This is a genomic window from Kitasatospora sp. NPDC058492 (genome assembly GCF_042720685.1).
GTDB lineage: Bacteria > Actinomycetota > Actinomycetes > Streptomycetales > Streptomycetaceae > Kitasatospora.
On the sequence record NZ_JBHXMU010000060.1, the window covers coordinates 41,840 to 55,024 of the forward strand.

The 13,185-nt window shown below is 74.3% G+C and carries 9 protein-coding genes; 3 read left to right on the top strand and 6 right to left on the bottom strand.

Features of this window, described 5'->3' with window-relative positions:
* Nucleotides 1-99 precede the first annotated feature (99 nt).
* Nucleotides 100-1,701, top strand: a complete 1,602-nt coding sequence (locus ACFWPI_RS31215) for an MDR family MFS transporter (RefSeq protein ID WP_363617784.1) — start codon at nucleotides 100-102, stop codon at nucleotides 1,699-1,701.
* Between the two features lie 71 nt (nucleotides 1,702-1,772).
* On the opposite strand, the gene ACFWPI_RS31220 is transcribed toward ACFWPI_RS31215, so the two are convergent.
* The gene (locus tag ACFWPI_RS31220; RefSeq protein WP_380375919.1) at nucleotides 1,773-2,648 is read right to left on the bottom strand and encodes an A/G-specific adenine glycosylase; all 876 of its coding nucleotides are present in this window, start codon (nucleotides 2,646-2,648) and stop codon (nucleotides 1,773-1,775) included.
* A 266-nt stretch (nucleotides 2,649-2,914) separates the two neighbouring features.
* On the opposite strand from ACFWPI_RS31220, the gene ACFWPI_RS31225 reads away from it, so the two are divergent.
* Entirely contained in the window at nucleotides 2,915-3,796 is an 882-nt protein-coding gene (locus ACFWPI_RS31225; protein WP_380375881.1) for a hypothetical protein, read from the top strand.
* Between the two features lie 196 nt (nucleotides 3,797-3,992).
* Here ACFWPI_RS31225 and disA read toward each other — a convergent pair whose 3' ends face one another.
* Both disA and radA read right to left on the bottom strand, forming a co-directional pair.
* A complete protein-coding gene (gene disA / locus ACFWPI_RS31230) occupies nucleotides 3,993-5,051 on the bottom strand; it encodes a DNA integrity scanning diadenylate cyclase DisA (RefSeq protein ID WP_063351299.1) in 1,059 nt (352 codons plus the stop codon).
* A gap of 201 nt (nucleotides 5,052-5,252) precedes the next feature.
* Nucleotides 5,253-6,764 carry a DNA repair protein RadA gene (gene radA / locus ACFWPI_RS31235; protein ID WP_063348817.1) on the bottom strand — a complete coding sequence of 504 codons (1,512 nt, stop codon included), beginning with the start codon at nucleotides 6,762-6,764 and terminating at the stop codon, nucleotides 5,253-5,255.
* Nucleotides 6,765-6,936: 172 nt separating this feature from the next.
* On the opposite strand from radA, the gene ACFWPI_RS31240 reads away from it, so the two are divergent.
* A complete protein-coding gene (locus ACFWPI_RS31240) occupies nucleotides 6,937-8,817 on the top strand; it encodes a hypothetical protein (protein WP_380375879.1) in 1,881 nt (626 codons plus the stop codon).
* Between the two features lie 45 nt (nucleotides 8,818-8,862).
* On the opposite strand, the gene ACFWPI_RS31245 is transcribed toward ACFWPI_RS31240, so the two are convergent.
* The 3 genes from ACFWPI_RS31245 to ACFWPI_RS31255 all read right to left on the bottom strand — a co-directional run bounded on the left by ACFWPI_RS31245 (nucleotide 8,863) and on the right by ACFWPI_RS31255 (nucleotide 12,998).
* Nucleotides 8,863-10,197 (bottom strand): DUF1254 domain-containing protein, encoded by a 1,335-nt coding sequence (locus ACFWPI_RS31245; protein WP_380375877.1) that lies wholly within the window; start codon nucleotides 10,195-10,197, stop codon nucleotides 8,863-8,865.
* A 103-nt stretch (nucleotides 10,198-10,300) separates the two neighbouring features.
* Complete coding sequence (locus ACFWPI_RS31250; protein ID WP_380375876.1) at nucleotides 10,301-11,650, bottom strand: DUF1254 domain-containing protein; 1,350 nt, start codon at nucleotides 11,648-11,650, stop codon at nucleotides 10,301-10,303.
* A 298-nt stretch (nucleotides 11,651-11,948) separates the two neighbouring features.
* Nucleotides 11,949-12,998 carry a family 2 encapsulin nanocompartment cargo protein polyprenyl transferase gene (locus tag ACFWPI_RS31255; RefSeq protein ID WP_063348813.1) on the bottom strand — a complete coding sequence of 350 codons (1,050 nt, stop codon included), beginning with the start codon at nucleotides 12,996-12,998 and terminating at the stop codon, nucleotides 11,949-11,951.
* Nucleotides 12,999-13,185: the final 187 nt, after the last annotated feature.

Below are 13,185 nucleotides of genomic sequence, written 5' to 3' on the forward strand. Positions count from 1 at the left end.
TTACCGTGCCGACGGTCCACAAACTAGCCGGGCGTCAAGTAAGTGAATCACTGCGCGGCCTCCGCCCGTCCGAAACACCCCTCCGGGAGACACCACCTCATGTCACAGTCCAAGACCACCGGCCCGGTACCGGAGGAGAAGTCAGCCGAGGAGGAGCAGCCGCGGTCACCCCGCGAGATCCGCCTCGTCATGGTCGGCCTGGTCGTCACCATGCTGCTGGCCATGCTCGACAACCTGATCGTCGGCACCGCGATGCCGACCATCGTCGGCGACCTCGGCGGCGCCGAGCACCGGTCCTGGGTGGTCACCGCCTACACCCTGACCACCGCCGCCTCCACCCCGATCTGGGGCAAGCTCGGCGACATGTACGGCCGCAAGGGCAGCTTCCTCACCTCGATCGTGATCTTCCTGGTGGGCTCGGCACTGTCCGGTCTGTCGCAGAACATGACCGAGCTGATCGGCTTCCGCGCCGTACAGGGCCTGGGTGCCGGCGGTCTGATGGTCGGCGTCATGTCGATCATGGGCGCGCTCGTCCCGCCGCGCGACCGCGGCAAGTACCAGGGCATGTTCGCCGCGGTGATGGCCCTCGCCACCGTCGGCGGCCCGCTGGTCGGCGGCTTCATCACCGACCACCTGAGCTGGCACTGGACCTTCTACATCAACCTGCCGCTCGGCGTGGTCGCGCTCGCCGTGGTCATCGTCACCCTGAAGCTGCCGAAGGTCCGCAACACGGCCCGGATCGACTACCTGGGCGCGATATTGCTCACCACCGGCATCACCTCGCTGGTGCTGATGACCACCTGGGGCGGCCAGCAGTACGCCTGGGGCTCCAATGAGATCCTCGGCCTGATCGCGCTCTCCGTCGCCTCGCTGATCGGCTTCTGCTACGTGGAGCAGCGTGTCGAGGAGCCGATGCTGCCGCTGGCCCTGTTCAAGAACCTGAACTTCACCCTGGTCTCGATCATCGGCTTCATCGTCGGCTTCGTGATGTTCGGCTCGACCTTCTTCCTGCCGTTCTACCAGCAGATCGTCCAGGGTGCCTCGGCGACCAACTCCGGTCTGCTGCTGATGCCGTTGATGTTCGGCATGCTGGTGGTCTCGCTGGTGGTCGGCCAGGCCGTCACCAGGACCGGGAAGTACCGGATCTACCCGATCATCGGCACCATCGTGATGACCGGTGGCATGATCCTGCTCTCCACCATGGGCGTCGGGACCAGCAGCTTCACCTCGGCCTGCTGGATGGTCGTGCTCGGCGCCGGCATGGGCTTCCTGATGCAGATCACCATGCTGGTCGCCCAGAACAGCGTCGAGCTCAAGGACATGGGCGTGGCCAGCTCCACCGCCACCCTGTTCCGCACCATCGGCGGCTCCTTCGGTGTCGCGCTGTTCGGCGCGCTGTTCAACAACCGGGTGAAGGACACCATGACCGCGCGGCTGGGCGAGCAGGCCTCGGCCGGCGGCGGGGCCAAGGACCCGGGCGAGATGAGCCCGGCCGAACTGCGCAAGCTGCCGGAGCACGTCCAGGACGCCTTCCACCACGCGGTGTCCAACGGCACTCACACCGTCTTCCTGTGGGGCGCCGGGTTGGCCGTGGTCGCGATCGCCGCCGCGGTGTTCATGCGCGAGGTGCCGCTGCGCGGTACCGGCACGGGCAAGGCGGACAAGTCCGCCGAGGCCTCGCTGGAGGCGGCGGCCGTCTGACCGCCCTCCCGCCGACACGACGGCGCCCCCGGAGGAATCCTCCGGGGGCGCCGTCGTGCGTTCGTGGCCGACTACTGGGGAAGCCGGTAGACGCCCTGCTCGACCGGCTCCACCAGGCCGTCCGCGACCAGGCCGTCCAGCGCCCGGGCCCGCTGCACCGCGTCCGGCCAGACCGCGTCCAGCCGGGCCTGCGGCACCGAGCCGTGCGACTCCCGCAGCACCGCGAGCAGCTTGCCGCGCACCTGCCGGTCCGTCCCCTCGTAGGTCTGGCCGCGCCGGGCCGGGCCCTCGTACGGCGGGCGGCCGGCCCGCTGCCAGGCGCAGTGGGCGAACAGCGGGCAGCCCCCGCACTCCGGGCCACGCGCGGTGCAGACCAGCGCGCCCAGCTCCATCACGCCGACCGCCCAGGTGGCCGCGGTCTCGGCGTCGTCGGGCAGCAGCGCCGTCGCCGTGCGGCGCTCGGCGGCCGTGGTGGCCTGGGCCGGGTACTCGACGCCGGACACCGCGCGGGCGAACACCCGGCGGACGTTGGTGTCCAGCACCACGTGCCGCTGGCGGAAGGCGAAGGAGGCGACCGCGGCGGCCGTGTACTCCCCCACCCCGGGCAGTGAGAGCAGGGTGGCGTGGTCGTCCGGCACCTCGCCGCCGTGCTCCTCGGTGATCGCCACCGCGGCCCCGTGCAGCCGCAGCGCGCGGCGCGGGTAGCCGAGCCGGCCCCACATCCGGACCGCCTCGCCGGGCGCCTCGGCCGCGAGGGCCGCCGGGGTGGGCCAGCGGGTCAGCCACGCCTCCCAGGCGGGCAGCACCCGCTTCACCGGAGTCTGCTGGAGCATGAACTCGCTCACCATGATCGCCCAGGGCGTCGCCTCGGGCGTCCGCCAGGGGAGGTCGCGCTTGTCGGCCTCGTACCAGTCGAGGACGGTCGCGTGCAGCAGCGGCAGCGGCATCGGCGGCCGGACGGCGTCCGGCGCGGCGCCTGCCGGGGGGACGGGGGCGGGGGTGACGGTGATGGCAGCCATGGCCCTTCGATCCTCCCATGTCGACGGGCGCGACCGAAGCGGAGAAAAGCGCTCCGGATACCCCCGTGGATCTCCCGGAAACTTACCGCTTCCGAGCTCCCTCGAACGGCGCAAATGGCGGATCATGTGAAGGAAGGGGCGACTGTGCGGTGTTGGTGCGTCAAGCGGCACACACAGTCTCGTAGAGTTTGGGCGTGCCCTCTCTGCGTCAACCCGTGGGACCGCTGCCGGCCTCGATCTACTGGCGTCGGCGCGTCGTCGTGCTCGTCGCCGTCGCGGCGGTCGCCGCCCTGATCGCCTGGCTGATGATCGATCAGGACAGGGGCGGTGACGGCGGCTCATCGAGCAAGGCCGCACAGGCCGTTCCGTCCCAGAGCCAGACCCCCGCCCAGTCCATCACGCCCGGCGCGTCCCCGAGCGGCCCTGCGGCGCGCCCCGGCGGCGGCAGCGGCGGCAACGCGAGCGGCGGCCCGGTGGCCGGCTCCGGCGGCGGCGAGGTCAGCCTCAGCACCGGCGGCACCGGCGGCGGTGCCAACCCGGCTCCTGCCACCGGCGGGAGCACGGGTGGCGGTGCGGCGGCGGGCGGCGGTGCAGCCGGCGGTTCCGGCGGCACGGGCGGCACGGGCGGGGGCGCCCCGGTGGTGAACACGCCCGAGGTGATGGCGCTTCCGGTCTGCGCCTCCTCGCAGGTCACCCTGGAGCTGGCCAGCGCGCAGAACTCGTACCAGCCCAAGGACAAGCCGCGGCTCTCGCTCACCGTGAAGAACGCCTCCGGCGCCAACTGCCGGGTGGACCTGGGCCGGGCGGCCTCCGCGATCACCGTGACCGCCAGCAACGGCGACCGGGTCTGGTCCTCCGGCGACTGCCCGTCCGACCGCGGCAGCAGCTGGGTGCAGATCCCGGCCAACAACGGCCTGACCGAGACGTTCACCTGGGACCGCAGCCGCAGCAAGCCGCAGTGCGCCACCGCCGACCCGGCGCCCCCCGCGGCGGGCACCTACCTGGTGGTCGCCGACCTCACCGGGCTCTCCGGCGGCCAGGTCTCGGCGCGCTCCTCGATCCGCCTGGACAGCTGAACCCCCCTCAACTCGACTCGAAGCCCCCGGCCGCGGCCGGGGGCTTCGGCGCCTCACGGGCCGGTCGGGGGGTGCCGGTCGGGGTGGCTCGACGAGGGGGGACTCGGCGGGGGGACTCGGCGGGGTGCACGACAGCCCCCGGGGCGTTCCCCGGGGGCCGTGCGCGGCGGTGCGTCAGGTCGGACGTGGCGCCTGGTCAGACGTAGCGCTCCAGGATGGACGATTCGGCCAGCCGGGACAGGCCCTCGCGGACCGAGCGGGCCCGGGTCTCACCGACGCCCTCGACCGTCTGCAGGTCGTCGATGCTGGCGGCGAGCAGCTTCTGCAAGCCGCCGAAGTGCTCGACCAGGCGCTCTATCACCGTGTTGGGCAGGCGCGGGATCTTCGCCAGCAGCCGGTAGCCGCGCGGTGAGACCGCGGAGTCCAGCGACTCCGGGGAGCCCGAGTAGCCGAGCGCCTTGGCGACCGTCTGAAGGTCCAGCAGCTCGGCGTGGGTGAGCGCCTCCAGGTCGGCCAGCACCTCGTTGACCGTCCGGCCCTTCTTGGCGGCCCGCTCCGGGAAGTAGTCCCGGGCGACCAGTTCGCGCTCCGGCTCCACGCCCGCGATCAGCTCGTCCAGCTGGAGCGAGAGCAGCCGGCCGTCGATACCGAGTTCCAGCACGTAGCCGGCGATCTCGGTGGCGATCAGGCGGACCATCTCCAGCCGCTGGGCGACGGCGGTGACGTCCCGGACCGTCACCAGGTCCTCGATCTCCAGCGCCGACAGCGTGCCGGCCACCTCGTCCAGGCGCAGCTTGTAGCGCTCCAGGGTGGCCAGCGCCTGGTTGGCGCGGGACAGGACGGTGGTGGAGTCCTCCAGCACCCGGCGGGTGCCGTTGACGTACATCGCGATCAGCCGCATCGAGTGCGAGACCGCCACCACCGGGAAGCCGGTCTGCCGGTTGACCCGCTCCGCGGTGCGGTGGCGGGTGCCGGTCTCGTCGGTGGGGATGGTGGAGTCCGGCATCAGGTGCACGCCGGCCCGGACGATCTTGGTGATGTCCTTGTCCAGCACCACCGCGCCGTCCAGCTTGCACAGCTCGCGCAGCCGGGTCGCGGTGAACTCGACGTCCAGGACGAAGCCGCCGGTGCAGATCGACTCGACCGTCTTGTCGAAACCGAGCACGATCAGGCCGCCGGTGTTGGCCCGGAGCACCCGCTCCAGGCCGTCGCGCAGCCCCGTGCCGGGTGCGATGGCACTGAGGGAGGCCCGCAGCAGGGCCTCCTCACGGGAGGCCTTGTCCGCCCCCCGGTCGCTGGCTGCCACGTGACTCCTCCGGTCGACCCCGTGCCGCGCGCCTCGCGCCGTGCGCCGGTCCGCGGTCTGTTGCTCTGTCGCTCAGTACCGCTCGGTACTGCCTTCTGGCCAATGAGACTGGGGAAAGTCTAACTGCGTGCGGCATCGACAGGGCTTGGGTCAGCGCAGTTCGTCGGAGTCGACCGGCTCCCAGCCCTCCATCAGCTCCTCCGGGTGCGCGACGACCCGGGCCGCGCGCGGGGCCGGCGGCGCCGACGGCGCCTCAGCACGCGCCTCGGCGCGCGGCTTGGCGGCGGCCCGGCGGCGGCCCGGGATGGCCCGCAGCGCCTCGCCGATGTCGGCCACCTCGACCACCTTCATGCCCGGCGGCACCTTGCCCGGATCCGGCGGGACGAGGGCGTGCGTGAAGCCCAGCCGGTGCGCCTCGGCGAGCCGCCGCTGCACCCCCGTCACCCGCCGTACCTCGCCCGCCAGACCGACCTCGCCGATCGCCACCAGGTTGCTGGGCAACGGGGTGTCCGAGGAGGAGCTCGCCACCGCGAGCGCGATCGCGAGGTCGGCGGACGGCTCGCTCAGCTTCACCCCGCCCACCGTCGCGGTGTAGATGTCCTGCTTGCCGAGCTTCACCCCGCCGTGCCGCTCCACCACGGCCAGGATCATCGCGATCCGGGGCGACTCCAGGCCCGAGGTGGTGCGCCGCGGGGACGGGATCTGCGAATCCACCATCAGCGCCTGCACCTCCGCCACCAGCGGGCGCTTGCCCTCCAGGGTGACGGTGAGGCAGGTGCCCGGGACGGGCTTGTCACGCCTGGTCAGGAAGAGGCCGGACGGATCGGCCAGGCCGACGATGCCCTCGTCGTGCAGCTCGAAGCAGCCCACCTCGTCGGTGGCGCCGTAGCGGTTCTTGATCCCGCGGATGAGCCGCAGCCGGGCGTGCCGGTCCCCCTCGAAGCTGAGCACCACGTCCACCAGGTGCTCCAGCAGGCGCGGGCCGGCGATCTGGCCGTCCTTGGTGACGTGGCCGACCAGCAGCGTCGCCATGCCGCGCTCCTTGGACACCCGGATCAGCGCGCCCGCCACCTCGCGGACCTGGGCCGGACCGCCGGGGGCGCCGTCCAGCTCGGCGGAGGCGATGGTCTGCACCGAGTCCAGGATCAGCAGACCGGGGTTGACCGCGTCGATGTGCCCGAGCACCGCGCCGAGGTCGGACTCGGCGGCGAGGTAGAGGTGCTCGGAGAGCGCGTTGATCCGGTCGGCGCGCAGCCGGACCTGACCGGCCGACTCCTCGCCGGTGACGTAGAGCGTGCGGTGCCGGTCGGTGGCGGCCTTGGCCGCGACGTCCAGCAGCAGGGTGGACTTGCCGACGCCGGGCTCGCCGGCCAGCAGGACGACCGCGCCGGGGACCAGCCCGCCCCCGAGCACCCTGTCCAGCTCCGGCACGCCCGTCGAGCGGGCCGTCGCGACCTGGCCGTCCACCTGGCCGATCGGACGGGCCGGCGAGCTGACCGGGCCCGCGGCCGTCGTCCGGATCGGCACCGCGCCGTACTCCTCGACCGTGCCCCAGGCGTTGCACTCCGGGCAGCGGCCGACCCACTTGGGCAGCTGGTTGCCGCACTCGGTGCAGCGGTACGCCGGGCGCGGCTTGGCGGTGGTCTTGGTACGGGCAGCCATGCGGCCCACCGTAGCGCCTGGGTCCGACAACGCCCTGCTCCGCCGGAACCGGGCCCGAACTCCACCGGAACCGGGCCCAAACCCACACAGATGGGCGATGTTGTTACCCGAAAGAAGTACATACACGGCGAATGGCCGAGGTACGCCGCCCGCCGTCTCTACCGTCGGACGGGTGACAACGCGTACTGAAGGACCGCCGGCCGCCGTGCTGGCGGCGTACGACCGGCAGGTGGACGGCCTGTTCACCTACTGTCTCTCGGTGCTGTGCGAGCACGACGCGGCCACCGGCGCCCTGCGCGAGGCCCGCGAGCTGGCACGGCGGCACGGCGCCCGACTGACCGAGCCCGGGCTGGTCCGGGCCTGGCTGTTCTCACTGGCCCGGTACTGCTGCCTGCGGCGGCTCGCGGACGGCGCCGGGCGGGACGCCACGGCGGAGCCGACCGAGGCCGAGGCGGCCCGGCGGCGGCGCGAGCTGGCCTCGCTCGCCTGGCCGGAGGCGGCCGGCACCGACCCGGAGCAGCGCGAGGCGCTGGAGCTGTCCGTCCGGCACCGGCTGACCCCGCACGAGGTGGCGGCGGTGCTGGGCCTGCCGTTCGAGCGGACCCGCGCGCTGCTCGCCGCCGCCGAGGCGGAGGTGGCCCGGACCAGGGCGGCGCTGCTGGTGCTCGGGGTGGGCAGCTGCCCGGAGCTGGACCGGCTCGGCGGGGCCGGGGCGGAGTCCTGGCGGGACTGGGTGCTCGGCCCGGCGCTGCGCCGGGAGCTGGTGCAGCACGTGGTGGACTGCCCGACCTGCCGGGGGACGGCGGAGCGGGTGGCCGGCGACGTGCCGGAGGGCGCGGCGGAGCTGTCCGGGCTGCCGTTGCTGGCGGCGCCCGCCCCGGCCCCGGCGCCAGCCCCGACGCCCTCGGGCGAGGGAGGCGAGGGAGCGGCGTACCTGCCGTCGGCGGCCGGTGCGGTGCGGCGGGCGGGGGCGGTGCCGGCGGCCGAGTCGGGGCTGCGGTTCGACCAGGGCGGCTTCCCCCGGCACCGGGCGCCGGACGCGGGCCGGGCACTGGCGGTGCGTCGGCGGGTGGTGACCACCGGGGTGCTCGCGGCCGTCCTGGCGGCGCCGGTGGTCGCCCTGTGGGCTGGGCACCGGAGCAGCGGGGAGGGGACGGCGGCCGCAGTGTCCACGGTGCGGGTGGAGGAGGCCGGGCGGACGGGCGGGCAGCAGCCGTCGAAGCCGTGGCCGGCGGCGGGCACGACGGCGGGCACGGGGCTGCCGGGGGTGCCGGGGATGGAGTTGGCGGGTGCGGGGGCGGGGGGTGCAGAAACGTTGCCCCTCGGCTTTCCACGGCTGACCCTCCAGGGCCCGGCGGTCCCGGTACCGGCCCACGGGGCGACCCCGATCGGCAGTCCGACCCTGGTCGCCGCCCCCGCCCCCGCCGTCGGCCAGGCACCCGCGCCCGGGGGCGGCCCGGGCGAAGCCGAACCGGCCCCGGCCGGGCTGCTCACCGTCGAGGCCGCCGAGTACGGCAGCCGGACCGTCCTCACCCTCACCGACTCCGGCACCACCGAGATCCATTGGCACGCCGTGACGGACGCCGGCTGGCTGCGGCTCAGCCGCGACTCCGGCACCCTCGCACCGGGCCAGCGGATCACCGTGACCGTCACCGTGGACGAGGACCTCGCGCCCACGGCGCACTGGACCGCCCGGATCGCGCTGCCGCCCTCGCAGGCGGTGGTCACCCTGGAGGGCGGACCGCACAACCGGGGCGGCTCGGCCTCCTCCCCCGCCGCTCCGGGGACGTCGGCGTCGGCGTCGGCGTCGGCGTCGGCCACGACGGACCCGCAGCCGAGCAGTTCCCCGCAGCCGTCGGTGACGGCCACGGCGGCTCCGTCCCCGTCGGGGTCGCCGTCGTCCGGCACTCCCTCGTCGTCGCCGTCCTCCTCGGCATCGTCCTCGCCTTCGCCTTCGTCGTCAGCATCGGCATCGGCATCGGCGTCCGCGCACCCGTCCTCGCCACCGCCCTCGGGCACCCCGACGGGCACCGCGACCCCGGCTCCGCACTGAGCGTCCGGTGTCCCCCTCGACGTCCGCGCCCGGTGGCGACGGCGGTCAGCTCCGGTCGATCGGCGGCACCCGGTAACTGCCGTCCAGCACGGCCGGCTTCGGCTGGTAGAGCCGGATGATCGGCCGGAACTCGCCGACCGGGGCGGGCAGCCAGTTGGCCGCCTCCACCTCGTCCTCGGGCTGCTCGTGCTGGAGCGTCAGGGTGAGCGAGCCGTCCGCGCCGTACACCAGGCCCGGGGTGCGGTCGCCGATCGTGTAGCGCTCGATCGGGTTGTCCACCAGGTAGTAGTCCGGCAGCGCGTACATCGTGACGGACCAGAACGCCTCGGCGGGCGGCGGCTGGTCGAACCGCAGCGTGTAGCGGTGCGCACCGCTGAGCGGGCGGCCGCCGGAGTCGTCGTAGGTCATCGCGAACGAGGCCTCGTAGGCGTGGTTGCCCCAGAGACCGGCCCGGGCGGCGGCGGCCCGGCTGAGGTAGCCGGCGCGGCGGTCGGGGATGCGCCACTCGGGGTCGTCGAGGGTGCCGGGGCCCAGGTGGTCGATGTTGTAGTCGAACAGGTGGAGCGCCGAGCGCCACTCGCCGGGCGGGCGGTCCTCGGGCGGGCGGGTGGCGTCCTCGACCCGTTCGCGGCCGGCGGCCAGGCCCTTGGCCAGCGCGAGGGTCCAGTCCGCGGCGGCCGCGCGGTACGGCGAGGTGCCCTCGTCGAGCAGGCCGAGCGGGGCGAAGCGCTGCTGGTACTCGACGTCCGGACCGGCCGGCGGGAAGGCCTGCATCCAGACCCGAAGCCGTTCGAAGAAGGCCAGCCGCTCGGGCACCTCCGGATCGGGCTCGGGCAGTCCGGCGACCAGCCCGCCGGGCTCCAGCGGCTCCAGGGTGAGGGCCTTCTGGAGGGCCTTGACCCGGCGGAGGTCGTCCGGCCCGGTGCAGGCGAAGCGGCCGACGATGGTCGCCACCGTGGTCGGCGCCTCGATCACCCGGGCCGGGTCGGACGGGGTGCCGTGCCAGCCGGGCGGGACGATCAGCCAGGTCTGCTCGCCGGTGCCGGTGGCACGGCTGCCGACGTAGGCGACGTTGTCCGTCCACGCGCCGACGACCTGCAGCACGTAGTAGGCGCCCGCGGTGTCCGGGACGCGCAGCACCTGCGGGCCCTCGGAGAGGTCGAGCTGGGCGATCGAGTAGAGGGTGTCGTTGTTGACCGAGACGAAGTGGTCCTTGGGCCCGGCCAGCCGGGTGGCGTGGCTGAAGTGGTTGAACGACGCCGCCGGCAGGGTGCCCAGGCCGCCCCGGGAGAAGCGCTCGACCATGGTGAGGTCGGCGACGATCGGGTAGCCGTAGACGTAGGCGTCGGCGGCCAGGGCCTCCAGCTCGGGGTGGTTCATCGGGGTGTCCTTCGTCCGGTCGGCGCGGTCTCTGCGGTGCGGATCTCTGCGGTGCCGATTTCTGCGGTGCGGGTCAGCTCGGGCCAGCTCGGGTCAGCTCGGGTCAGCTCGGGTCGAGCGGCGGGAGGTGCCAGCGGCCGTCGAGGACGGACCGGTCCGGGCCGTGGAGCCGGACGACGACCGTGAACGGGCCGTCCGGGGCAGGCAGCCAGTTGGCGGAGTGCTGGGCGTCGGCGGGCCGCTTGTGCCGGAGGTGGAGGGTGAGCCCGCCGTCCGGGTCGCGGACCAGGCCGGGGGTGCGGTCGCCGATCGCGTAGCGGTCCAGGGTGTTGTCGACCAGCAGGCGGTCCGGGAGCGCGTACATGGTGGCGGACCAGAAGTACCGGGCCGGCGGCAGGTCGTCCGGGCCGAAGCGGACGGCGTAGTCGCGGTCGCTGGCGTTCGGCGGCCGGTTGCCCGCGCTGTCCGCTGCCCAACCGCCGTACCAGGCTTCCTCGGTGGGCAGCCCGTAGCGGCCGAGCCTGGCGCCGAGGGCCTGGCGGAGGAAGTCCCCGCCGATCCGCTCACGGGTGCCGAAGAGTGCGGCCGGCGTGGTGGGTTCGGATTCGGCGGCGGCGCGCTCCAGCCGTGCGCGGCCGTCCGCGATACCGCGCTCGATCTCGGCCCGGACCTCGATCGGCAGCGTGGCGGGCTCGAACTCGCCGCGCCCGTCGACGCCGAGGTCGGTGAGGCGGCCGCGCAGGTCGAGCTCGGCGGGCGGCAGCTCGACGGGCCCGCGGAGCGGGAAGAAGCCGAGCAGGAAGTCGAGGAAGCTGAGGAACTCGACGGTGTCCAGCACCTCCTCGCGCCAGACCGGCCAGACCGGCTCCGGCGCGGGGGCGGGCGCCGGGGTGCCGGCATACTCGTGCAGCGGGCGCAGCCGGTACTGCTGCTGGACGGTCTTCAGTTCGGCGATGTCCGCGGGGGTGTCGCCGGTGAGGTGGGTGCGCCCGAGGATGCCGACCAGGCGGGTGGCGGTGCGGAGCACGCCCCGGATGCCGGGCGGGGGCTCGCCCTGCCAGTCGGGGCCGGCCACCAGGTAGTCGCCGGCCTCCTGGCCGGTGCTCCGGGCGCCGACGAACCCGGCGTACACGGTGTCGAGTTCGTGCAGCGGGAGGACGTAGTAGCGGTCCGCGGCCGGGACGGACACCACCCACGGTTCGGCGCGCAGGTCGAGCCAGGCCCAGGAGTGCGGGGTGTCGTTGTCGGGGGAGGCGACGTCGGTGTCGGCCGGGGTGAACGGCTGCGAGCGGTGGCGGAAGACGCCGAAGCCGCCGACGTACCCCGGATCCGCGTCGTCCAGTGCCTGCGCGTACAGGGTGCGGTAGTTCTGCAGGATCGGGTACGCACGGATCCAGGCCTCGGCGGCGGTCGCGCGGATCGTGGCCGGGTCCACGAGTGCCGGGTTGGCCATGCTCGTCGCTCTCCCCAGTGCACGGAAGGCCGGCGGCGCAGGCGCGCACCGGAATTCGGGACATACGAGTACATAGGGGATGCTATGCGGGGTGGGGCGGGTCAGCATGTCGGGTGGCCCGATGCTTCCCGGGCGCCCGTCGGCCACCGGCTACCGGCGCTGACACGGGTACGGGTGTGGGTGCGGGCGCGGGCGCGGGCGCCGGGCCCGGAGTGGGAAGTCGGACCGGCCGACTTCCCACTCCCGACGAGTCCGGTCAGCCGAGTCCGGCCGGACCAGCCCGGTCGGACGAGCCCGGTCAGTGGCTGCGGCGGGTGACCAGTTCGGCCAGCACCAGCAGTTCGTCGGCCGCCGACGGCTCCGGGACGGCCGTGGCCAGCTGCGCCATCGCCGCCGCCATCCGCTCGCAGGACTCGCCCTGCGCCCAGCCGCGGCCGCCGGCGCCTTCGACGGACGCCGCGCACTGCGCCAACTCCTCAGGGCTGAGCTGGCGTTCGAGGGCGTACAGCCCGGCGAGCCGGGCCCCCTCGGGGGTGCCGGAGCCCAGCGCCGCGACCACCGGCAGCGACTTCTTCCGGGCGACCAGGTCCGCGCCCACCGGCTTGCCGGTCACCGCCGGATCGCCCCAGATGCCGATCAGGTCGTCGATCAGCTGGAACGCCAGGCCGATCTCCCGGCCGAAGCCGTCCATCGCCTGCGCGGCTTCCTCCGACCCGCCGCCGTACAGGGCGCCCATCGCGCAGGCGGCGCCGAGCAGGGCGCCGGTCTTGGCCTCCGCCATCGCCAGGCACTCGGCGAGCGAGACGTCGCTGCGCTGCTCGAAGGCGCAGTCGATCTGCTGGCCCTCGCACAGCTCGACCACGCAGTCGGTGAGCCGGCGGACCGAGCTCCGGGCGGCCGGGTGGGCGTCCTCGGCGAGCAGGCGCAGCGCCAGCGAGTGCATGGCGTCCCCGGCCAGGATGGCCTCGGTGGTGCCGAACACCCGCCAGGCGGTGGGCCGGTGGCGGCGCGTCTCGTCCCGGTCGATGACGTCGTCGTGGAGCAGCGTGAAGTTGTGCACCAGCTCGACGGCGGCGGCCGCGGCGGTGGCCTCGGCGGTCGTGCCGCCGAGTGCCTGGGTGGCGGCGAGGACCATGGCGGGCCGGATCGCCTTGCCGGAGGGGGCGTCGGCGGGCGAGCCGTCCGCCTCCCACCAGCCGAAGTGGTAGCCGGCGACCTTGCGCATCGCGCCCGGCAGTGAGTCGACGGCGGCCCGCAGGACCGGGTCGACCAGGTTGCGGGCCCGGGCGAGGACGTCCGCCGCCTCGTTCCCCTCTTTGTGGTCCCGCTCCAGTGTGGAGCTCGTCATGGGTTTCTCCCCCTGTCGGCCTGCGGTGAGGCGGCCTGGTGTGAGGTGCCGGTCGTGGGTCGGCCGGACCGGGGGGGGGGGGGGTGGGGGGGGGGGGGGGGGGGGGGGGGGGCGGGGGGGGGGGCGGGGGGCGGGGGGGGGGGGGGGGGGGGGGGCCGGGGGGGGGGGGGGGGGGGGGGGGCGCGGG